This window comes from Clostridium massiliamazoniense (genome assembly GCF_001403635.1).
GTDB classification, from domain to species: Bacteria; Bacillota; Clostridia; order Clostridiales; family Clostridiaceae; genus Sarcina; species Sarcina massiliamazoniense.
This window is the reverse complement of record NZ_LN879466.1, coordinates 277,432-301,016: the sequence shown is the minus strand read 5'-3', so window position 1 is coordinate 301,016 and position 23,585 is coordinate 277,432. Positions and strand designations below refer to the sequence as shown.

20 protein-coding genes, 3 tRNA genes and 1 rRNA gene are annotated in these 23,585 nt (G+C 27.1%); 6 read left to right on the top strand and 18 right to left on the bottom strand.

Annotated features, from left to right (window positions below; genetic code table 11):
* Positions 1 to 162 precede the first annotated feature (162 nt).
* Positions 163 to 1,050 (top strand): aldose 1-epimerase family protein, encoded by an 888-nt coding sequence (locus ARA19_RS02385; protein ID WP_055069347.1) that lies wholly within the window; start codon positions 163 to 165, stop codon positions 1,048 to 1,050.
* 412 nt (positions 1,051 to 1,462) lie between these two features.
* Here ARA19_RS02385 and ARA19_RS17015 read toward each other — a convergent pair whose 3' ends face one another.
* Together ARA19_RS17015 and ARA19_RS02380 are read right to left on the bottom strand one after the other, a co-directional pair.
* On the bottom strand, positions 1,463 to 1,603 hold the full coding sequence (locus tag ARA19_RS17015; protein WP_084764161.1) for a YvrJ family protein: 141 nt from the start codon (positions 1,601 to 1,603) through the stop codon (positions 1,463 to 1,465).
* 49 nt (positions 1,604 to 1,652) lie between these two features.
* Positions 1,653 to 2,246 carry a DUF1836 domain-containing protein gene (locus tag ARA19_RS02380; RefSeq protein ID WP_055069346.1) on the bottom strand — a complete coding sequence of 198 codons (594 nt, stop codon included), beginning with the start codon at positions 2,244 to 2,246 and terminating at the stop codon, positions 1,653 to 1,655.
* A gap of 758 nt (positions 2,247 to 3,004) precedes the next feature.
* On the opposite strand from ARA19_RS02380, the gene ARA19_RS02375 reads away from it, so the two are divergent.
* The gene (locus tag ARA19_RS02375) at positions 3,005 to 3,244 is read left to right on the top strand and encodes an AbrB/MazE/SpoVT family DNA-binding domain-containing protein (protein WP_055069345.1); all 240 of its coding nucleotides are present in this window, start codon (positions 3,005 to 3,007) and stop codon (positions 3,242 to 3,244) included.
* Positions 3,245 to 3,304: 60 nt separating this feature from the next.
* Here ARA19_RS02375 and rsmI read toward each other — a convergent pair whose 3' ends face one another.
* The 3 genes from rsmI to ARA19_RS02360 form a co-directional block, all read right to left on the bottom strand.
* Positions 3,305 to 4,144 (bottom strand): 16S rRNA (cytidine(1402)-2'-O)-methyltransferase, encoded by an 840-nt coding sequence (gene rsmI, locus ARA19_RS02370; protein ID WP_055069344.1) that lies wholly within the window; start codon positions 4,142 to 4,144, stop codon positions 3,305 to 3,307.
* Positions 4,145 to 4,218: 74 nt separating this feature from the next.
* Entirely contained in the window at positions 4,219 to 4,959 is a 741-nt protein-coding gene (locus ARA19_RS02365; protein WP_055069343.1) for a tRNA1(Val) (adenine(37)-N6)-methyltransferase, read from the bottom strand.
* Positions 4,960 to 5,258: 299 nt separating this feature from the next.
* Positions 5,259 to 6,491: a C40 family peptidase gene (locus ARA19_RS02360; RefSeq protein WP_055069342.1), complete on the bottom strand. Its 1,233-nt coding sequence runs from the start codon at positions 6,489 to 6,491 to the stop codon at positions 5,259 to 5,261.
* A 282-nt stretch (positions 6,492 to 6,773) separates the two neighbouring features.
* On the opposite strand from ARA19_RS02360, the gene ARA19_RS02355 reads away from it, so the two are divergent.
* Positions 6,774 to 6,849: transfer RNA gene (locus ARA19_RS02355), tRNA-Pro, on the top strand.
* 149 nt (positions 6,850 to 6,998) lie between these two features.
* On the opposite strand, the gene ARA19_RS02350 is transcribed toward ARA19_RS02355, so the two are convergent.
* Positions 6,999 to 8,267 carry a glucosaminidase domain-containing protein gene (locus tag ARA19_RS02350; RefSeq protein ID WP_055069341.1) on the bottom strand — a complete coding sequence of 423 codons (1,269 nt, stop codon included), beginning with the start codon at positions 8,265 to 8,267 and terminating at the stop codon, positions 6,999 to 7,001.
* A gap of 735 nt (positions 8,268 to 9,002) precedes the next feature.
* Here ARA19_RS02350 and ARA19_RS02345 point away from each other — a divergent pair.
* Positions 9,003 to 9,659, top strand: coding sequence for an HAD family hydrolase (locus tag ARA19_RS02345; protein ID WP_055069340.1), 657 nt, complete (start codon positions 9,003 to 9,005; stop codon positions 9,657 to 9,659).
* Between the two features lie 135 nt (positions 9,660 to 9,794).
* Here the strand turns inward: ARA19_RS02345 and ARA19_RS02340 are convergent, their stop codons facing one another.
* From ARA19_RS02340 to ARA19_RS02305, 8 genes are all read right to left on the bottom strand, one after another.
* Positions 9,795 to 11,246 (bottom strand): glycosyltransferase, encoded by a 1,452-nt coding sequence (locus tag ARA19_RS02340; RefSeq protein ID WP_055069339.1) that lies wholly within the window; start codon positions 11,244 to 11,246, stop codon positions 9,795 to 9,797.
* Positions 11,247 to 11,462: 216 nt separating this feature from the next.
* Positions 11,463 to 12,878 carry a glycosyltransferase gene (locus ARA19_RS02335; RefSeq protein ID WP_055069338.1) on the bottom strand — a complete coding sequence of 472 codons (1,416 nt, stop codon included), beginning with the start codon at positions 12,876 to 12,878 and terminating at the stop codon, positions 11,463 to 11,465.
* Between the two features lies 1 nt (position 12,879).
* Positions 12,880 to 14,061 carry an ABC transporter ATP-binding protein gene (locus tag ARA19_RS02330; protein ID WP_055069337.1) on the bottom strand — a complete coding sequence of 394 codons (1,182 nt, stop codon included), beginning with the start codon at positions 14,059 to 14,061 and terminating at the stop codon, positions 12,880 to 12,882.
* Between the two features lie 13 nt (positions 14,062 to 14,074).
* The gene (locus ARA19_RS02325) at positions 14,075 to 15,307 is read right to left on the bottom strand and encodes a glycosyltransferase (RefSeq protein ID WP_055069336.1); all 1,233 of its coding nucleotides are present in this window, start codon (positions 15,305 to 15,307) and stop codon (positions 14,075 to 14,077) included.
* Between the two features lie 14 nt (positions 15,308 to 15,321).
* Positions 15,322 to 16,602 carry a glycosyltransferase gene (locus ARA19_RS02320; protein ID WP_055069335.1) on the bottom strand — a complete coding sequence of 427 codons (1,281 nt, stop codon included), beginning with the start codon at positions 16,600 to 16,602 and terminating at the stop codon, positions 15,322 to 15,324.
* 21 nt (positions 16,603 to 16,623) lie between these two features.
* Positions 16,624 to 17,793 carry an ABC transporter ATP-binding protein gene (locus tag ARA19_RS02315; protein ID WP_055069334.1) on the bottom strand — a complete coding sequence of 390 codons (1,170 nt, stop codon included), beginning with the start codon at positions 17,791 to 17,793 and terminating at the stop codon, positions 16,624 to 16,626.
* A 15-nt stretch (positions 17,794 to 17,808) separates the two neighbouring features.
* Positions 17,809 to 18,609 (bottom strand): ABC transporter permease, encoded by an 801-nt coding sequence (locus tag ARA19_RS02310; RefSeq protein WP_242862375.1) that lies wholly within the window; start codon positions 18,607 to 18,609, stop codon positions 17,809 to 17,811.
* A gap of 444 nt (positions 18,610 to 19,053) precedes the next feature.
* Positions 19,054 to 19,812, bottom strand: coding sequence for a peptidylprolyl isomerase (locus ARA19_RS02305; protein ID WP_055069332.1), 759 nt, complete (start codon positions 19,810 to 19,812; stop codon positions 19,054 to 19,056).
* A 232-nt stretch (positions 19,813 to 20,044) separates the two neighbouring features.
* Between ARA19_RS02305 and bcp the strand changes: the two genes are divergently transcribed.
* Together bcp and ARA19_RS02295 are read left to right on the top strand one after the other, a co-directional pair.
* Entirely contained in the window at positions 20,045 to 20,497 is a 453-nt protein-coding gene (gene bcp, locus ARA19_RS02300; protein ID WP_055069331.1) for a thioredoxin-dependent thiol peroxidase, read from the top strand.
* Positions 20,498 to 20,802: 305 nt separating this feature from the next.
* The gene (locus ARA19_RS02295) at positions 20,803 to 22,230 is read left to right on the top strand and encodes an MDR family MFS transporter (protein ID WP_055069330.1); all 1,428 of its coding nucleotides are present in this window, start codon (positions 20,803 to 20,805) and stop codon (positions 22,228 to 22,230) included.
* 30 nt (positions 22,231 to 22,260) lie between these two features.
* Here ARA19_RS02295 and ARA19_RS02290 read toward each other — a convergent pair.
* From ARA19_RS02290 to rrf, 4 genes are all read right to left on the bottom strand, one after another.
* A tRNA-Phe gene (locus tag ARA19_RS02290) sits at positions 22,261 to 22,336 on the bottom strand.
* Positions 22,337 to 22,589: 253 nt separating this feature from the next.
* Positions 22,590 to 22,874, bottom strand: coding sequence for a PTS sugar transporter subunit IIB (locus ARA19_RS02285; RefSeq protein ID WP_055069329.1), 285 nt, complete (start codon positions 22,872 to 22,874; stop codon positions 22,590 to 22,592).
* Between the two features lie 475 nt (positions 22,875 to 23,349).
* Positions 23,350 to 23,425 (bottom strand) — tRNA-Phe (locus ARA19_RS02280).
* A 5-nt stretch (positions 23,426 to 23,430) separates the two neighbouring features.
* Positions 23,431 to 23,548 (bottom strand): 5S ribosomal RNA (rrf, locus tag ARA19_RS02275).
* Positions 23,549 to 23,585 lie beyond the last annotated feature (37 nt).

The following is a 23,585-nucleotide window of genomic DNA, read 5'->3' as shown; positions in this document are numbered from 1 at the left end:
AAAAAACTAATGTTAATAATATATTAATATTAGTTTTTTTACTTTTATCAATGATATAATTTATCTGATAGCTAAATAGTGGAATAAATAATCAATTGTAACAGTTCATTTCTCACTTAATTATAACCACTAACTATCAGCTAAATAGAAAGGGTGATTTAATTGTCTCATATCTTGGAAAATGATTTTTTAAAAATAGTTGCTAATACTCATGGAGCTGAGCTTCACAGTATAAAAGGAAAAAAAGAAAATATAGAATTTTTATGGAATGGAAATCCTGATTTTTGGAAATATCATGCTCCTATTCTTTTCCCTATTGTAGGTAAAGTTAAAGATAACACTTATAAAGTTAATAATAAAACTTATTCCTTACCACAGCATGGCCTAGGAAGATTAAATGACTTTGAATTAATTGAAGAAACTCAAAATAGCTTAAGTTATAAGCTAGACTATTCTGAAGAAACCCTAAATATATATCCTTTTAAATTCTCTTTAATAGTAAAATATACTCTTATAGGCTCAACAATTGAAATATCCTATATAGTTAAAAATTTAGATGATCAGACAATATACTTCTCTATAGGTGCACATCCAGCTTATATGTGTCCAATACTAGAAAATGAAAACTTAAATGATTACTACTTTGAATTTAATGAAAAAGAAGATGCTACTATAATGCTTTTAAATACTAGTAATGGATTATTTACTGGAGAAAGAAAAGAATTTTTAAATGATGAAAATAAAATTCCTTTATCAAAAGAATTATTTGCTAATGACGCTTTAGTTTTTGAAAGTTATAAATTAAAATCAAATATAATAAATTTAAAGTCTAAAAATCATAATAAGTTTATAGAATTTAATTTCACTGATTTCCCATATCTAGGTTTATGGGCACCTGAAGAAGGAGCTCCTTTTGTTTGTATTGAACCTTGGTTTGGACATGCTGATTACGAAAACTTTAATGAAGATTTTAAAGAAAAAGAAGGGGTCTTATCACTTTCAACTAATAAAGAATTCTCATGTACTTACTCTGTTACAATCCATCAGTAATTTTAAGTACAAAAGTTCTTCCTTTCTAATTAAAAATTATTTTAAATGATTATTTAAATCCTTGATTTAATTATAGAAAATTTCTTAGTAGTGAAAAGAATAGAAGTTCCTTTTACAAAGAAGAGGATGTATCAAATTACAGATACATCCTCTCTGCCTTTTATCTAGCTATATAGCTATCTCGGCAGATGAAAAGTACATTTATCTGATACTATAAGTAGGAGATAAACAGTCTCACACTTCTAGATAACTGCGACTAAGCATTCAGATGGAGTCAAAACTCCTCTTGAATTAAGTCTACGTTTATAAAAGTAATATAAATTAAGTGACTTATTTGATACAACCCCTTCTCCCATTTTTTAAATAATAAATTCATACTAACTCTTAATCGAGGTAAGTTTCAAATTTTATTTCATTTTTCTACAATTGTTTGTGATAACTTTTCTATGCTCGTTGTAAGATTTTCAAGTTTTCCTTCTATTCTTATTAAAAGATAAATACTTATTCCTATTGGAAATCCTACATTGGCTATAGTTTCAATTAAAAAATCCATAAAAAATCCCCCCTTAACATTTATATATTCATTAAGAGGGATTTTTTAATTAATCTTCTGAATTTTCATTTACTATTTTACTGACCATTTTTTTAATAATACTTGCTTGAAAAACTAAAGACATCACTAACACAAATAATTTTATTTTTTCATTGTCTTCTTCTCCTAAATTAAGCTTGCTTATGGTTTTATTTACCTTTTCTTCATTAAATATATGTGATGCAAATATTTCTTGGTAACTATGCTCTTGAACATCTGAAAATATTTCATAAGCTTCTTCCCAACTTATTATATCATCTTCACGGTTATTAATATCATTAAAAACTAAACTAAAAACCTTTTTTATTTCCTCAGTTGTTAAAACTGGTCTCATGTAACTTAGAAGAACTAATTGTGCTAGATGTAATTTAGTATATCCTCTTTTTTTACCATCTTCTGGTTTAGAAATTACTTCGCTTTTAATATAATTTTGAACTATATTATTTGTATACTTTTCATCACTAAATTTATCATTTAAATAATCTATTACTTGTGAAAGAAATAAATCATATTGTGGTAACTCATCATATGTAACAGTATTATTTTTTGAAACTTCCTCAGCTAATTCCATAACATAATTTTCATCTATTTTTCTTACACTCATAGTTACACCTCATTGTAATTTACTATACTAATATTATATAGTAAAAAAAATCACATTACAAGTTACTTTCTATTCTTTATTCCCATTAATGCTATTTTTTCACTATTTTTTTGAATAATTCATAAAAATTAAATAATTTATTATTATTTTATTAATATAAAAAAACAAAGCAACTTCGTATATTCCAGTTAAAAAATTTTTAGACTTATTATTTATTTTTAATTATTCCCAATCTTACTTTAATTTATCCTTAAAAATTTTTTTAATTAAATTATGTATACTTTCATGAGCTAATGAAATAATATAAATGTAATTTATATAAAAATTTAACTTTTAATCCAAAATTAAAGAAATTCCGTTTATTTTTTGTACATATTTACTAGTAACACACCATTTTTAGTTTTTTACATATAATATATTATGTACAATATCCTTTTTATGTATATTTTACTTTTTTATATTTAATAATATGCTATTTATATATATTTTTTCCTATAAAAATATACATTAATTTGTTTTGTTTTTTTACTATTATATCTTTTTTTACAATAAAGATATTAATTAAACAATATATGTAAAAATATTATTGACTTTTGAAATAATTGGTAGTATATTTTATATATAATATATTTAAAGTAATTTTATAACAAATTCTTTAATTTTTTTTTAATAAAAACTGTTGACTTATTATGTCAACTTTGTTAGTATTATAATATATTTTGTCGAAAGATGATATTGTTTGCAAGGAGGAAAAAACGATGAAATCAACAGGTGTAGTAAGAAGAGTAGATGAATTAGGAAGAATAGTTATTCCTATAGAATTAAGAAGAACATTAGATATCGCAGAAAAAGATGCATTAGAAATATATGTAGATGGTGAACAAATAATATTAAAAAAATATGAGCCAGCTTGTATTTTCTGTGGAGATGCAAGAGATGTTGTTAACTACAAAGGTAAAAACATCTGCAAAAATTGTTTAGATGAATTAAAAAAATAATTAACCATATAAATAAAAAAAATCACTTCTTAATAAAGAAGTGATTTTTTATTTATATTATTATAATTCTAAAGAATATTTATATACCTCTGATTTAGAAATTCCTCTATCCTTTGCTACTAATTTCATTGCATTTTTTTTACTTTCTCCACTATTCATATATTTTAATATATGCTCTTCTATAGTTAAATCTTCCCACTCAGATTTTTTTTCTATTTCTATTTCCTCTTTAGTTTTCCCTTCTAAAACTAAAACAAATTCTCCTTTAGGTGTATTTTCAATAAAATAATTAATAACCTCTTCAATAGTTCCTCTTACTATTTGTTCATGTAATTTAGTTAATTCTCTGCAAACTGCTATTCTTCTATTTCCTAAATTTTCTTTAATAGAGCCTAAACAATCAATTATTCTATATGGAGATTCATATAATATTATAGTTTCCTGTCTATCTTTTATATTTTCTAAAAAAGCAATCCTCTCTTTTTTCTCTCTAGGATAAAATCCTTTAAACATAAATTGATTAGTACTAAGTCCAGAATAAACCAAAGCTGTTGTAAAAGCAGTTGCTCCTGGTAAAACTTCTATTTCTACTCCATTATCAATAGCCTTTCTAACAACTATCTCTCCTGGATCAGATACTCCTGGTGTACCCGCATCAGTTACTACTGCTATGTTTTTTCCACCTTTAGCCATTTCTATTAATTCTTCGCCTTTACCTTGTTCATTATGCATATGATAACTTATTAGAGGCTTTTTTATTTCAAAATGATTTAAAAGCTTTAAACTTTGTCTTGTATCTTCTGCTGCAACTATATCTACACTCTTTAAAACTTCTAATGCTCTTAATGTTATATCACCTAAATTACCTATAGGTGTAGGTACTAAATATATCTTTCCCATTTTTTATCTCTCCTTACCTAATAATTAAACTGCCTTCACAGCTCTCTATTTCATTGCTCAACTAATTTAAACTCTTACCTTCCGTATATTTCATTTATCTCTTGACTATAATTTCCTTCATCATCATAAACAAAAAGAGCTGGCTCCCACTTTAAGAATGCTCCTCCATCTCTTTGTCCTTCTACTAAAACAATATTAGGTGCTTTTTTACTATTAGGATGAATCATTCTTACTCTTTTAGGTTCAATTTTATATTTTCTCATTAAGCAAAATATATCCGCAAGTCTCTCAGGTCTATGTATCATATATAATCTTCCATTATCCTTTAATAATTTTCTACTTGTTTTTATAACATCCTCTAAAGTACACATGATTTCATGTCTAGCTATAGATAATTTATCAGTTGGATTCACTATACCTGCATTCTGTAATTTATATGGAGGATTAACTGTTATTACATCAGCCTTCTCTAAGGACTTAATTAAAGTATCATCCTTTAAATCTCCCTCTATAAAATTTATATCATCCCCAAAATTATTTATTTTTTTCGTTCTATTAGCCATTTCAACAAAATCGCTTTGTATTTCCACTCCAATAACTGATTTTGGTTTTTTCTTTCCTTTTATAATTAAAGGTACTATTCCTGTTCCTGTACATAAATCTATAACATTATGTTTAGATTTTACATTAGCAAAATTAGCTAGCAATACTGCATCTACTCCAAATCTGAAGCCTTCTTTTTTTTGAATTATATGTATTCCATCTAATTGTAAATCATCTAAACTTTCATCTTCTCTCACCAAAGACATATCCATTTTATCCAACGTCAAAATTAAAACCACCTTTCTATTATTATATTTTTTTCACACATTTTATAATTATAACATATAATTTATTAAAGTCCTTTTCACTATTTTAAACTAAAACTCCCCCTCAAATCATTAAGGGGATATACCAACCTTCCATAGTAGATTGGTATATCCCCTTTTAAAATGAAACTTTAAGAGAATATATCGAATTACAGATACATCCTCTCTGCCTTTTATCTAGCTATCTCGGTAGATAAAGAAATATATTTATAAAAATAAAATTAATAATCTAAGCAAACCTTACTTTACATGATTCTCCTAGCTGTTGAATAATTATATATTGGTCCTACAATTACACCTTTTCTAGGATTTGCAGCATGAACCATTTGACCACTACCTACATAAATTCCAACATGCCCTGGTGAAGATGGTGGTCCCTCTGTAAACACCAAATCTCCTGGTCTTAATTGGTCTCTAGGTACATAAGTCCCTTGATTAACTTGAGTATAAGTTGTTCTCGTTAAATTATATTCAAATTTTCTAAAAACAAATTGTGTAAAGCCCGAACAATCAAAAGCATCTGGACCAGTAGCTCCTAAAACATATCTTTTGCCTACAAATTGATAAGCATAGGATATTAATCCACTAGCATTTCCTGAAGGTTGTACTAATTGGCTTCCTGACCCTTGTCCACTTCCACTTTGTACCTCTTCTTTTTTATTTATAGCATCCCTGCCCTCACTTATGGCATTATTTATTTCCTCTTCTACTTTACTACTTATAATTTGTGACTTTAATACACTTAATTCATTTATAGCATTTCTTATTTGTTCAACTGTACTATTAGAACTTTTAATTGTAGATATTTTGCTTGCCACCAAAGATCTTTCTAAGTCAGTTAATTTATCACCAATACTGTCCTTTTCAGTTTTTAACTCATTTAGTAAAATCTCTTCTCTACTTTTCATTTCAGTAAACTCTTTTAGTTTAACTTCATTTTCTTCATTTAACTTAGCAACTGAATCCTTTTGATTATTTAAATCCTTTATTTGATTATCTAATTTTTCTTTTTTATTCCCTAAGTCTTCTATTACTGCTTTGTCCAATGAAACTACTCTACCAATAGCCTCTATATTACCTAAAAACTCACTCATACTCCTAGAAGTTAATAACATAGCTAAAAAACTAGTTTTAGTTCCAGATTTATATGTCTCTCTTAATCTATTATCTAATATTTTTTGTTTCTCTTTAATCTCATTTTTAGATTGTTCTATTTTTTTATTACTATCTGCTATTTGACTTTCAATAGTGGCTATTTTTTCCTTATTATTTTCAATAGAAAAAAATACTGGTTCCATTTTTTGATTAATATCATCAATTTTAGAATTTAAATCATCAATTTTATTAATTACACTTTTATATTGTCCTCTTACATCCTCGACTTTACTATTTTCTTCTGAAGGTGTAGCAAAGGCTGGATAACTAGTTCCTAGTAACATAGATGCTACAATTACTCCTGAAATTAATCTCCTTTTCATAAATACTTTATACCTCTTAGAATTAAAACTAAAAGGCCCCCCTTTCCAATATTTTCAAAACAAGATATTTTTATTATATCATCTAAAGTAAACGTTGAACAATATCTTTTTTATGGAAAAACCACTATTCTAACTTCAAACTTCACTCAAACTTATAACACTAATCCTTTTAATCAATCTATTATGTTAACCTAACTTTCAACAAATATTTAAGTTTTTAAGAAAAATTTTATTTTTTATGTTGACAATATTCTATAAGCAGTATATAATTAATATTGTCTTCGGGGTGTGGCGCAGATGGGAGCGCGCGTGCTTTGGGAGCATGAGGTCGCAGGTTCAAGCCCTGTCACCCCGACCAAAAAAAGAATTGCAAATGCAATTCTTTTTTCATTTGCAGAACATTTTAATACCCAAGAGTGGTTGTGTAAAAGTTAGAAGATCCCTAAAAATTCATTCGTTGCTAATCGATAATTTTTAGGAATCTTCTGCTAAATAATACAACCACTTTTATTTTTTTTCTAGACTTCCCCCTATTACATTTAAAATATCCTTTATTACATTTTTTTGCTTTGTTATTTTCTTTTCAAGCTCTTCCTTTTGAATTTCTATTTCTCTTTTTTCTTTATTTAAGGCTAAAATATCTTTTCTTATTCCCTCTAAATCTTTATATAAAACACTATATTCCTTAAATAAATTTTCTAATAAATTCCCCATACCAATTAACCTTTCCTGAAATTTATCTACTTTTGATTCCACGGTTAAAAGATTTGTAGTAGTTTCTTTAAAATCCTCAAATTTTTCTAAATCACATATTTCATTATAGATTTTTAATATCTTTTCTCCATAATTTTTATCATTATCCCACTTTCCTGAAAGCTCATCTAAAGTTTTACCTGAACCAAATAAATATTTAAAATGCCTTGGATCAGCACTATTTGCTTTTGGATAACCATCAGCTCCTCCAAACAAAGCTAAATGATCTAATTGAGCTTTAACACCTTCTTTTAATGATGTAAATCTTTTATAATCATATACACCTGAAGAATTCAATTTAAAATCTTTAATTCCTCCTGGGTTAAAATAATTATAATCTATTTTCTTCTCATTTATATTAACTATAGCTTGAGCATAAGCTAATAATGGATCTACATTTCCATGTTCTTTACATAGTTCCCAATAATAATCTATTAATTCCATTAGTTTTTCATTCAATCCAATATTTTTGCTAAACTGTTTTGCTTTATTTTTATTTATATTAGTGCTATTTATTACTTTTATTAACTTAACCTTATCCTCTAAATTAATATTAAGACCTAAGTATTCACCTATGCTCAAAGATATATTTTTTGATATCTCTCCTAACATCTCATCCATTTTTTCTGAAGTATCATTTAAATATATTTCCAAATGAACTTTAGCTACACTATAAGGTAATTTATTTCCTATAAAATCTACAGTATTATAATTTATATTTCCTATATCTCCCAAATACTTTTCTAATATATTAGCGAAATCATAAGATTTATTCGCTATCTTAGGAGAAAAAATCTCTACTCCTCCCTTATGAGAACAATTGTTTATTTCTATATCCATAAAACATTTCATATCTGAATTTAAATCTATATTAGACTGTTCTTCCAATATTTCATTACTTACATCATTATTATTTAAAAATCCTCTCATCTTCTTGCATAAAATTTTTTTATAGTCACCTAATTTATTATGAACATTTAAATCTTCCTTTTTTATAGTTACTAAAATAAAAACATCTTTCATAATATCTCAAACCCTTATATTATTCATCTTTATAATATATTAGTTTAAAATTAAAATAATTCTATTCTAGGGTAATCCATTAAAACAAATTAAACTTTTATAATAGGTACTATATTTTTTTATCTTCGGCTCATAGAACCTCGAAATATTATACAAATAAAACAAAATAGAGCATTTATAAAAGAAAATTATTTTCTCTTTATAAATGCTCATCTTGCTTTTCTCATTAGTATAAAACTTTTTCTTCTTTATTCTTTACTCTCTAACTCCTCCATAAGTTTATCCCCTCTTGCTGCAGCTTTAAATAAGGACATGAACCCTAAAACTAAAACTGCCCATATTCCAAGACCTATTAATATTATCTTCATGTTAATCACTTCCTGTAAAAGAATATCATCTGTATCTTTAAAAACTTATTATTATGTAAAAAATTATCATAATAATAAACGTAGATCTAATTCAGGTGGAGTTTTGACTCCATCTGAATGCTTAGTCAAAGTTATCTAGAAGCTCGAGACTGTTTATCTCCTACTTATAGAAGATAGGAATATTACATCCTCTAGCTATCAGATAAAAATCTTATTTCATATTATTTCCATAAAGTAAGAATTTATACTATTTTATTTAATAATATACTAAGGAAATTCCTTTTTCAATAACTTCAAATTTGTATTATAATAAAGCTAAACCATTTTAAGTAAATTAGATAAATTAACACTAGGAGGTATCATAAGATTGTTAAAAGATATTAAAGGGGCTATATTCGACTTAGACGGAACACTTGTAGATTCAATGTGGGTTTGGGAACAAATAGATGTTGATTATTTAAAGGAAATAGGCGCTGACCCTGTTGACTTAAAGGAATTAAAGGATGAAATAAATCATTTGAGTTTCACTCAAACTGGTGAATATTTTAAAAATAAATTTAATATAGAAGATTCTGTTGAACTTATATGTAATAGATGGCATGAGATGGCCTTTGATCAATATAGCACAAAGGTTAAATTAAAACCTTTTGCAAAAGAATTCTTAATGTATCTAAAAGAAAAAGGTATTAAAATAGCATTAGCTACTAGTAACTCCAAGGAACTTTTAGAAGCTTGTTTACTATCAAATGAAATCCTTGACTTATTTGATAGTATAACAATGACCAGTGAAGTAGAATTTGGTAAGGACAATCCTCACGTTTATCTTCTTGCAGCAGAAAGATTAGGAATAAACCCAAAAGAATGCATAGTTTTTGAAGATATACTTCCAGCTGTAGAAGGTGCTAAAAAAGCTGAAATGAAAGTAATCTCTGTATATGATAAGGCTGCTGAACATCAAAAAGAAGCTTTAATTAAAGCATCTCATAAATATATTAACTCATTTGAAGAACTTTTAAATAATTAAGAGGATGTATCAAATTACCGATACATCCTCTCTGCCTTTTATCTAGCTATATAGGTTCATCATTTGTGACCACTCACCTACGTAAAGAAGCTGTAATATGAATTAAGTGGCTGATTTGATACAACCACTTAATTATTATTCCTCATAATATTTTTTCATTTCTGCCTTTATAACTTCAGCTCTATTTAACCAAGTATTTTCTGCTGCTTCCTTTTTAAGTAGTTCTCTATATTCAAAATCATTAGCTAATTCTATAGCCTTATCTATATTGTTTATAAATTCTTCATTTGAACTAGATATTAAAGCACTTTTATACTTTTTACATTCATTTATATCAGTAGTTACTATTGGCTTCTCTAATGCCATATATTCAAATAATTTTACTGGTGATGTTGAATCTGTAATATCATTTTTTATAAATGGTATCATACATACATCAAAATAATTAGCATAAACACTAATTAAATCTTTGTAATCTACTATACCTAAATAATGTACATTTTCATATTTAAGTATTTCACTCTTTTTAAGTGTTTTATCATAATCTATACCAATTAATACTATTTCATATTCTGGTCTTTCTTTAGCTAGTTCTTCTATTTTTTCATAATCAAACCAACTAGCTAAAGCACCATAATAACCTATTATTTTTTTGTTTTTACTAACTATATCTCTAATTTTCTTTCCAGGTTCTTTATTATTTGATGAAAAATCATTTAAGTTAACTCCATTTTGTGCTAAAACACTTCCTTTAGAATTTCCTCTTACTTTTTCAGCGGCTTCTTTAAGTGATAAAGCAGTAGATATAACTATAACATTTTCTTCATCTTTTAATATTTTTTCATGACTTTCAATTAATTCTTCAGTTACTGGAATTCCACTAATTTTTTCTGATATTTCATCTACAAAATCATATAAAACTTTAAAACCATTATCAATATACTTCTTTATAACTTTATAGCTTACATCATATAAACAAGTAGCATAGACATGAACAAACTTATTTTTTATATTTTTTCTTTCCATAACCTCAAATAATATGTCTTTTAATAAAATCATTTCTAAATTCATTAAATATAAATTCTCTTTGATTTTTTTCACAGCAAATACATCTTCATCTTGTGTTGGACTTGTTTTATAAATATACAAAGTTTTCTTAGCAGACATTGCCTCAGCTAAGTGTTGAGGTCTTTGTTTAAGTTTTATATCCCATCCAAATCCTGCATGAAAAATAACTACATCCTCAAAATCTTCCTCTTCAAATATTTTTTCTAAACCAATTCTAAATTGCTCTTGTTGTGTTTGATATAATATGGTGTTTAATGCACCATCTATAATCTTCATAGTATTTTTATATCTATCAAAAAACTCCCCACTAAATACTTCACTTGAAAAATCCCCTTGAAATCCTGAGTATAAAGGATCTGCTATTTCTGGATAATCTCTAAGTATAATTTTATTTAGTTCTATAATTTCATCATTATCAAGATTTGAATAACCTTTTTTAGCTACTTCAACAACCTTCTCTATACATTCTCCTTTGTTTTTCTCTTCATATTTCTCTGTTTTTCTTCCTAAGCCAAACATAGTGTCCTCCTCCAATAATCATATGAATAACCTACTTATATTTTTCTGAATTAATTCTCAGTTTATCTATAACTTATTATTCCACAGTTACCCATATTTTTATCCATGTTTTTCATATAAATAATAATAAAAGAGGCATCAATTACTAATAAGCTTACTCAATTTATAAGCTTACTATCGTAATATAATACCCCTTTATCAATTTATTTTTGTTAATTAATATTTAATCATCTCTTCTTTAATAACCTTTGCTCTATTTAGCCAAGTATTAAAGTTTGCTTCTTGTTCTAATAATTTTTTATAGCCATTATTATCCCTTAAACTTATAGCATTATCCACATTTTCAATAAATTCTTGGTAATTATAAGATACCATAGAACTTTTATATTTTTTACATTCATCTATATCTGTTGTTACTATTGGTTTGCCTAATGCCATATATTCAAATAGCTTTATTGGTGATGTAGAATTTGTTATTTCATTTTTTACAAATGGAATTAAGCATACATCAAAATAAGGCGCATAATTTCTTATTAATTCCTTATATTCTATAATACCAAGATAATGAACATTAGGTATATCTAATATTTTACTTTTATCTAAAGTTCCATCATAGTCTATTCCAATTAAAACTATTTCATAATTTGGTCTCTTCATAGCTAAAGCTCTTATTAATTCATAATCAAACCAGCTAGCTAAAGCACCATAGTAACCAATTATATTTTTTTTCTTTTGTAAAATAGTCTTTATTTTTTCTCCTGGAGTTCCCTTAAAAGCTTCATCAAAATCCTCTAAATTCACTCCATTAGGAGCAAGAACAATTCCTTTATTAGATCCTCTAATTTCCTCAGATACTTTTTTTAGCTTATCTGCCGTCGCTACTACTAATACATGTTCTTTATCTTTTATTAGCTTTTCATGAGAATTAATCATAGTTTCAGTTATTTCTCTGTAACTTATAGTCTCAGTTAATTCATCAACAAAATCATATAAAACATAAAAATTCTTCTTCATATATTCTGCAATAACTTCATAAGGCACATCATAAAGACAGGTAGCATAAACATGAACAAATTTCTTTACATCATTTTTTTCACTTAATGCTTCAAAAAAAACCTTATTTAATATCTTATTTTCTAGATTCATAAGATAAAGATTTTCTTTTAATTTCTCTAAAGAAAATATACTATCATGTTTTGCATTAGTTCTATAAATGTAAAGAACTTTATTATTAGCCATAGCTTCTGCTAAATGTTGTGGTCTTTGCTTTAATTCTATATGCCATCCAAAACTAGCATGAAAAATTACTATAGCATCAAAGTTCCCATTTAACATCTTATCTATTTCTGCTTTAAAGGCTTCCTCTTCTATTCTTTCAATTTCATCACTATATATATTATTAATAATTGTTACTAAACCTAGATACTTTTCCCTTGCTTCTCCATTTAAAACATTACAAAAATATCCTCTTTTTTCATCTGTATATAATGGTGAAAATAATCCATTGTTATTCTTTTTAATTTCATTAGCTAAATAACTTTTTTCTTCTGAAGATAAATTATTGTACCCCTTATTAAGCGCCTCTAACAATTTCTGTTCTAATTCTTTATTTTCTAAGACTATTTTAAACATTCTATTTCACCCAATTTTCTTTTAAAAATACAAACCCCTGAGATACTCTATCATTCTTTACTTTAAAATCAATAGCTACTTCTATTGTCTCTAGAGCAACTAAATTTTGGCTTTCTGAAAATATTATATCTAAATAATAAGTTCCCTCTGCAACCCTTAAACTATTAAAAGTTACTGAAGTTTTATTTTTTCCCTTTTTCCACGGTATTTGAAAATTATCAACATTACTATTTATAGCACATATAAATTGATCTGCATTTTTAAACTCACCTGGTTCTTTATAAGCCTGTCTTAGCTCTATAGTAAGCCCAGGATTCTTTATATCATCTATGGCAACATCATATTCTAAATTAAAGGTTATAGAATCTCCATAATTAAATTCTTTTTTTCCACCTTCAATTTCAATTTTGTCAAGAGTAACGAAATTTTTCTCAGCACCCTCTACTTCTTCTCCCTTTTCCATCATAGTTTTATAATAATTTTCTACAACGTCAAAAGCAGGACCTATCTCTCTTATCTTTCCTTTTTCAAGCCAGATAGCTCTTTCACAGTAAGTTTGAACAGTTTGTAATCCATGAGAAACATATATTATTGTTTTCCCTGCATTTTTAAACTCTTCAAATTTTCTCATACATTTTTCTTGGAATCCAACATCACCTACAGATAATATTTCATCTACTATAAGAATATCTGGATCTATATTTATTGCAACTGCAAAGGCAAGTCTAGCGTACATACCACTAGAGTAGTTTTTTACTGGATGATTAACAAACTCCCCTATGTCTGCAAATTCTAATATAGAATCCTTTACCTTATCTACTTCTTCTTTTTCAAGACCTAATATACTTCCATTAAAATATATATTTTCTATTCCTGTAAGTTCTGGATTAAATCCAGCTCCAAGTTCTATAAGTGATGATATTCTTCCATTGATATCAATTGTACCTTCATTTTGAAATGCAACTCCTGATAATATCTTTAATAAAGTAGATTTACCAGCACCATTATTTCCAACTATACCTATAATCTCACCTTTTTTAACCTCAAAATTTAAGTTATTTAAAGCTACAAATTCCTTTGGTTCTGCCTTACTAAATGGATTGATTAACATAGAAGTTTTAGTTGCATAATCATATATTTTATATTTTTTCGTTAGATTTTCTACTTTTATTGCATAAGACATTTTTCTACCTCCATTAAGAGTTTAATATAAGGTCTTTAATATCTCTCGCCTTTTGTCTCCAAGTATTATTTAATCCCTCACTCTTAAGTGTTTCTAAGTATTCAGGATCACCTTTTAGTTCTTCAGCTTTTTTAATATTTTCTATGAACTCTTCGTGACTTTTGCTCACTAATGCTGATTTATACTTTCTACATTCTGGTAAATCAGTAGTTATTATTGGCTTTCCAAGCGCCATATACTCAAATAGTTTTACTGGACTTGTTGCCTCAGTAATATCATTTATAACAAATGGTATTATACCAACATTAAAGAATTTAGCATAAGTAGGAAGATCCTTATAATCTCTAGTACCTAAATAATGTACATTAGGTAGATCTAATATACCACTTTTCCCTAAAGATTTATCATAATCTATTCCTATAAGCACTATTTCATGGTCTGAAAGCTCTCTTGACATCTTTTTAATCAATTCATAATCAAACCACTTAGCTAATGCTCCAAAATATCCTATTATTTTTCTATTACTTTCAACTACTTCTCTTATTTCCTCTGGACACTTAGTACATTTTATATTAGAAAAATGCTCATATTCAACTCCATTAGTTATAAGTGCTACTCTCTTATCACCTCTAATAGATTTCGCCTCTTCATAAAGCTTAGTAGCTGTTGTAACAACATAAACATCATCACTATTTTTAAGCATAGTATTATGACTATTTTTAATCGCATTTGATATTTTAAAGCCAGCTATTTCATCTGATAAATCATCTACATATTCATATATTATTTTGAACCCTCTATCAGTAAATTTTTTCATATACTTATCATATTCAGTAAAGCATGTAGAATAAATTTGACCATAACAAGGTATTCCACTTTCCTTAATCATATCTAATAATCCTTCTTGTAACCAGTACAAGTCAGTATTAACAAGATATAAGTTATCCTTTATTTTTTTACTTACAGTTATTTCTTTTTCCACATAGGGTGAAGCCTTATAAAAATATAATATATTTTCTTCAGCCATATTCAAAGCTATATGTTGTGGTCTTTGAAACATCTTTACATTAAATCCGAAATAAGTATCAAAAATAACTACAGCATCATATTTTTTGCTATTTATTACTTCTCTCATTTCTGTAAAGAACTGTTCTTGGCTATCTTCATGCCCTGTAGATCTATACTTTTGATATATAGGAATTGCTACAGGTCTGAATAAATTTTTTATTGAATCTATTATACTCATAAATACTGCACCCCTTATTGCATATTTTTCTTAACTAATTGATGTAAAGTTTCTGCCTTTTTGCTCCATGTATTATCTAAAGCTTCTTCCTCTAACCAATTATAATACTCACTATTTTTATCCATATTTAAAGCTTCATCTATTTTAACAATAAAATCATCATAATTTTTTCCTATTAAAACTGATTTATACTTTCTACATTCTCTCATATCTGTTGTTACTATAGGGTGCCCCATAGCCATATACTCAAATAACTTTACTGGACTTGTTGACTCAGTTATATCATTTAATAAAAATGGAATAGTTGATACTGTAAAAAATCTTGCATATCTAGGTAATTCTTTATAATCTATTACTCCTAAATAATGTACGTTAGGTAGTTCCCCTATCTTACTATTCTTAAAACTTTCATCATAAAGAAATCCTATTAAAACAATTTCATAATTAGGTCTTGCCTCAGCTAATTTTCTAACTATATCATAATCAAACCACTTAGCTAAAGCCCCAAAATACCCAATAATAGGATTACCTTTTGCAACAATATCCTTTATTTTTTCAGGTGCTTCTATATCTTCTCTTATCCAATCCTTATACTGAACACCATTAGTCACCATTGCGAGATTTTTATCTCCTCTTATTTCTCTGATTTCCTCTATAAGTTTATCTGCTGAAGCCACAGCAAAATTACTTGTATCTTCTAATATATGTTTGTGTCTATCGTAAACAAATTCTGGTAACCATCCTGATATTTGATCAGACATTTCATCTATGTATTCATAAATTATATGAAACCCTGAGTCGGTATATTTTTCTTTTATATATGGTTCATCTAAATAAACATCTGTAGAATAAAGTGATAAGAATTTAGGTCTATTATGTTTCTTTAAAACATCAAACATAGCATTTTGAAGGGCGTAGTTAGCCATATTAACTAAATATAACCTATCTTTTTGCTTTTGTATTTCTGTTATTTCCTTATCAAATTGCTCTGATGTTCTATAAAAATAAAGAAATCCCTTATCCGTAAGTTCATTAGCCATATGTTGTGACCTTTGGAATAAAGGAATATTCCACCCTACTCTTGAATCAAAAACTACAACTGCCTCATAGTTTTCATTTTGAAGTATTTTCTCAAACTCTGCATAATATTTGTTATAATTTTTATTATAGAACTGTCTCGTGCTACTTCTATAGCAATACCACTTATAGCCTATATACTTAAAAAAACTTTTCATAAGCCCTAAAAACCCTTCTTCCTTTATTATACTCTTATATTTCTCTATCATAACACCCATGTTATGAAAATCCTCCTCGAACTACTTTCCCCAACTATGATCTAATATTAAGAAACCTTCACCTCTATATTTATCTTTAATAGTGAAGTTATAAGCATTAATTTTTCTATAAACAGTGCCTTTTTCATCTTGTATAATAACATCAAAATAATAAACACCTGCAACTAAGCTTATTTCCTCTAAAGATAACTTAAAACTATCTTTGCCTTTTTTTCCACTTAAACTTAGATTTCCATCTATACTATTAAAAGCACATACAAATTGATCATGACCTCTTGTTGTACCTGGCTCATAATCTGTTTTTCTAAGTTCTAATATTACTCTTGGATTTTTAAGTTCTTCTACAAGTTCATAACTAAGTTCTAAATCTAAATTCCCGTGATATTCAGCCTCTTCTCCTACATTATTTAAGGAAATATTTTTTATAATATTACTATCTGTATGCTCTATGTCTTCAATTACAGCAGGGTTAAAGTTTATATTATAGTATCTTTCAACTACAATAACTGAGTTTCCATCATCCATAACTTCCCCTCTTTGTAACCATATAGCTCTATCACAGAATTTTTTAACAGTTCCTAACCCATGGGATACGTATATTATAGTTTTACCTTGTTTTTTAAACTCTTCAAATTTTGCCATACATTTAACTTGAAAGCCTACATCTCCAACTGATAAAATTTCATCTACAATTAGTATCTCTGGATTTACATTTATGGCTACTGCAAAAGCTAATCTAGCAAACATTCCACTAGAATACTGTTTAACAGGTTGATGAATAAAATCTCCTATATCCGCAAATTCTATTATTTCATCCTTTACTGCATCTATTTCAGCTTTTTCTAAACCATTTAAGTTACCATTAAAATATATATTTTCTAGACCTGTAAGCTCAGGGTTAAACCCTGAACCTAATTCTAGTAATGAAGAAACCTTCCCATTAATTTTTAGCTCTCCTGATGTAGGGAAAGCAACTTCTGTTAATATTTTAAGAAGTGTTGATTTTCCTGCCCCATTATGGCCTATTATTCCAACACATTCTCCTTTATCTATTTTAAAAGATACTCCATTTAAAGCATAAAACTCTTTATACTTTCTTTTTCTAAAACCTGTAAATACTTTAATTCCTTCATTTTCATACATCTTATACATTTTTTTAATGTTTTTAACTTCTATCATAGTTTCAGACATATATATACCTCTTTTCTAAAGTACGTCATCAAACTCTGGTCTGAATTTTTTAAATACTTTTGAGCTAAACATAAATAATAGAATTGTCACTATAAAGAAATAAACTGTATAATGCCATCCAATATAGCTAGTTCCTAGATATGCATCTCTATAAGCTAATACTAAATAAGTTAATGGATTTACTTTTATTAATGTCATTATTAAATGAATGTAATGTTGTGGTACTAAAGTCATTCCTGTTAATTGATGGAATCCCCACATTACTGGACATAACCAAAATAAGAAATTCATTGCAACGCCAATGCCGTGTATAAAGTCTGGTGACATAACAACCCATGTTGCGAAAAGACGTGCCAATGCAGTTAAGAATACTAACGTTACTATTGTAGCGTAAATAACCATTAAATAATTTATTTTTCCTAGCCATCCATTAGCGGCCATAATTACAAAGTTTATTACAACTAAAATTAAATAGTTATAAAAACTTACTCCAAGTCTTATACTTGGTAAAATCTCTACTGGAAACTTTACCTTCTTTACCAAAAAGGCATTCTGCCTTATAGAACTTGCTCCTGATACTATGTATTCTGAAATAAACATCCAAGGAATATAACCTGCTACCAACCAAACTAGATAAGGTACTGCTTGTTTTTTCCCATGAACCATTAAATCAAGTGGTCCACTACTAAACACCATTCCAAAAACAACCCAGAAAACTATAATTTGTGCTAAAGGTCTTACTACAGCCCAAAATAGTCCTAGTCTAGTTCCTGCAAACTCCTTTATAAAGTCTTTCTTTGAGATATTTAGTATCATTCTCCAATGAGAGAAAATACTCCTCTCTAACTCCAACCAATTTTTCAAAATTTTCACCTCTACTCAATTTTTGTGTGATAATTCAATTCTAAACACACTTGACATTAATAATACAAATATTCCATTTTTTTAAAGTAGCATTCTTACTCATGTTATTATATCATAATTTCTCTAATAAAAACCTACTATATTCACCTAATAACTTCAAACTATAAAAAAAAAATGTATATCTATTATGAAAAATATACAAATTTCCTATAACTATTTCATTCTTATAATTTAACCTATTCTATTACTAGTTATTTTAATATTCAACCTCCTTTCATTTATACGTAAATATTAACAATGTTACAAATATAATCTTCCTCTATTTCTTAATAAATATTCTAAAAACTTGTAAAAAAAGAATGTATCAGTTGTTCTGATACATCCCTTATATATTAATTATTTTACGTTTCTTACTACTTCGTATTTAGCTTCTAATTCTTTTAATAATTTTGCATATTCAGATTGTTGAGCCATAGTTAATAATTTACTTGCTATTTGATCTCTAACTTCTTCAAATGCTTTAGTTGAAGCATCTTTTTTGCTTTCAACTTTTATTAAATGATATCCAAATTGAGTTTCTACTGGATCACTAACTTCTCCAATAGCTATTTCAAAAGCAACTTTCTCAAATTCAGGAACCATCATTCCTCTTGAGAACTCACCTAAATTTCCACCTTGTTCTTTTGATGGACAGAATGAATTTGCTTTTGCAGCTTCTTCGAAAGTTAATTCTCCACTAACTATTTGTTCTTTTAATTCAGCTGCTTTTTTACTATCTTTTAATAAGATATGTTTAGCTGAAACCATTTCTGGTTCTTCAAATTCTTCTTGGTTTTCTTCGTAATATTTTTTAGCATCTTCATCACTAACAGTTACTTTGTCAATTATATTACTAAATGTTGTTTGGATTAATATTTCTTTTTTAAGTTGCTCGATTTGGAATTTATATTCTTCTGTTTCATCAACTTTTTGATCTTTTCCATAGTTATAAACTAGCTCAAATCCAATAACTTGCTCTAATATAGCAGCTCTTGCTTCTTCGCTTTGAAACATAGCTCTTTGCTCTTCTGGGTATCTTGATATTATTATATCTATATCTTTTTCTGTAATGTCTCTTCCTGCTACAGTTACTAATACTTTATTTTCTTTATCCATAGAAATCGTTCCCTTCATATTTAAAATGATTCTATTTAATAATATCATACTATGTAAATTTAAACAAAGTAAAATTATCCACTTTACAGTGATTATAAACCTCCACTAAGCATTCAGATGAAAACATCAAAATTCCATCTGAATTAAGTTTACGTTTATTTTCTATTGTTCATCAATAATAATTATTATATAATAATTATTAAGAAATATTTATTAAGGGGATGTATAATATATGTTAGAAATCGGAAAAAAAGCACCTGACTTTAAAATAATAGGTTCTGATAATAAAGAACATTCTTTATCAGATTATTTAGGTAAAACTGTTATTTTATATTTCTATCCAAAAGATAATACACCAGGTTGTACAACTGAAGCTTGTGATTTTAGAGATAACAGTACAAATTTTGAAGATAAAAATGCTATAATTATCGGGGTTTCAAGAGATTCTGTAAAGACACATTCAAATTTTATAAGTAAATTTCAATTACCTTTTCTTCTTTTAAGTGATAAAGAAGAAGAACTTTGTAAATTGTATGATGTTATAAAAGAAAAAAAGCTTTATGGTAAAACTTATATGGGCATAGAAAGAAGTACTTTTATAATAAATCCGGAAGGAATACTTACTCATGAATTTAGAAAAGTAAAAGTGAAAAATCATGTAGATGAAATTTTAGCTTTACTATAATTATTAACACAAAACTATCTAAGGATATACTAAACTTATTCCTTTTAGATAGTTTTATTTTTTTATCTGCTAACTATATCTATAATACTTCAACTTTCTATAAGTTAGAACTAAGTAGATACAATACCATAGATAAACTATATTTCTCACCTATTACTATAAGATAAATTCACTAAAACTTATAGTTCTCCATATAAAAACATTATTTAAGAAAAAAAAATATATATAACTTTACTTTAAATTATTAAGTTACTATAATATAACTTTAGACTTTAAAAATTTATGTTAAACAAAGGAGGAAAATAATGGATACTAAAAAACGAAATGTTGTTATAGCCTTAATGCTAGTAACATTTTTGGCAGCCTTTGAAGGTACAGTTGTAAGTACTGCTATGCCTACAATTGCTGAAAACTTAAATGGTTATGCACTAATAAGTTGGGTTTTTTCTGCCTATTTATTAACTTCAGCAGTTTCTACCCCTGTCTACGGTAAGCTATCTGACTTATTTGGTAGAAAAAAGATACTTTCTATTGGTATTATAATATTTTTAATTGGAACAACTTTAAGTGGACTTTCAACAACTATGCTTTACTTAATTATTTCTCGTAGTATTCAAGGACTTGGTGCTGGAGCAATTCTTACACTTACTTATACTATAATAGGAGATTTATTTGAAGTATCAGAAAAGGCAAAAATGCAAGGATGGCTTAGTACTGTATGGGGAATAGCTAGTTTAGCTGGTCCATTTGTTGGTGGTGCTATACTTTTTAGGTTGTCTTGGCACTGGATATTCTTCGTAAATATCCCTTTTGGACTAATCGGAATATATATGCTTAATGCTAACTTAAAAGAAAATGTTGTTAAGAAAAAAGTTTCTATAGATTACTTAGGTGTACTTTTCCTTACTATAGCAATTGTATCTTTACTATTTGCATGCTTAGAAAATTCAAATAAAAAATATTTTATAAGCTTTATAATAATAACAATAATTTCTTTAATAATATTCTATTTTATTGAAAACAAAGCAAGTGAACCTTTAGTACCTTTTAAGATGTTTACAAAACCACTTATATTAGCTAATTTAGTTTGTTTCCTAATATCTATGGTTCTAATAGCTATTCAATCTTATTTACCTATATATACTCAAAATGTATTAGGTTATGATCCTTTAATATCAGGATTATTCCTTGCACCAGTATCACTAACTTGGTTCTTAAGTTCATTTATTTTAGCAAAAACAATACCTAAATATGGAGATAAAATAAATATAATAGTTGCTAATATAATCATAATAATTGGACTTATCGCTGTTTACTTCTTAAATCTAAATAATCCTATAACATTATTAATTGTATCAATGCTTATTTTAGGCTTTGGTTTTGGAGGTATAATGACAACAGCAATAATTGTTGCTCAAGCTGCTGTAAAACCACATGACATAGGTGTATCAACATCAACAACTACACTTATAAGGACTCTAGGACAGACTATAGGAGTAAGCATATTCGGCTCTGTTCTAAACTCTGGTATAAGTAGCTATTTTAAAAATTTAGGTCTTGGATTTGTTAACCCAAACAACCTAGACAAAGCTGAAAAACTATTTCATATTCCTATAAACGAAATTCATAAAGGATTCTTTTCAGGAATACATAGTATATTCACTACATTATTAATAATTGCAATTGTTTCTTTAATTCTATCTTTATTTATTCCAAAGAAATTAAAAGCATAAAAAAAAGCTTAGCAAATGCTAAGCTTTTTTTGGTGGCTCGAGCAGGAATCGAACCAGCGACACGAGGATTTTCAGTCCTCTGCTCTACCGACTGAGCTATCGAGCCGTAATTAATACATTTATTATTGTATAATCTTTTTTATAAATTGTAAATTCTATTATTCCTCAAATTATAAAGTTATTAAGTTTATTTTCCAAAATACTCTATTTAACTATTAAATTCTACAATATATGAAAAAATTTTCTTTCATAAGATACTAAAAAAATAGATAAGCTCTAAAAATTATAACTTCACTATGTAAGTAAAAAACCTTCTATTATTATTTTTAGAACTCATCTATTTCCTTAATTCTATTACACTATCTTGAAAGTCCCAATTTATTAAAGCCCTCTAATAACTTAAGAGTTATTTCTTGCTTATCCATAGTATTGTTAAGTAATATAATTAAACCATCTAATCCTTCTAACTCTTCCTTATCTTTAGTAGCCCCAATAAATATGTCTGCTCTTTCTGATTTAACTTCTTCTAAACTAGACTCTTCAATATGTACACATTTTAATCCAATTTCCTCTGTCAACATCTCTAAGTTTTTGACCATAGTGTATAAACTAACTACTCCATCACATGCCACAACTATTTTCATAACATACTCTCCTTGTTCTTAAGTTACATTTCCTTTAAACTTTCATTCTAAAATACTTTAATAAAACTAACTCTTTTAATTCTCCTAAAGCTTTAAGTTAATAATTAAATTTTATTTTACCTACAATATTATTATAATAATATTCTACTAATTTTTAAACTTTTTTTAACATACTATGTACAATTTTAGAAAGATTTTACATTTATTAAATTAAATCAGATTTTACTATCATATTCATTAAATTATAGAAATAAAAATATTGATTTAATTATCCATAAATATATAATTTAATATATTTCAGCTAAACTTTACATAAACTAAAACTTAATTCAAAGAGATTTTTAACTCTAACTATCTTCTACACCTTATAATTGTCCTATATCTATTTCTCTCTAATTTATAAAATTTAAATATATAAATACTAGTCATTAACTAAAAAATTAAACAAAAAAAACTTAGCAATAATGCTAAGTTTTGGTGGCTCGAGCAGGAATCGAACCAGCGACACGAGGATTTTCAGTCCTCTGCTCTACCGACTGAGCTATCGAGCCATATGACCTGGCAACAACCTACTCTCCCACACGGTCACCCATGCAGTACCATTGGCTTCCTTAGGCTTAACCTTCGTGTTCGGAATGGGAACGGGTGTTACCCTAAGAAACATAATTACCAGATTAGAGAATTTATTCTCTGAAAATTGCACTAAATATG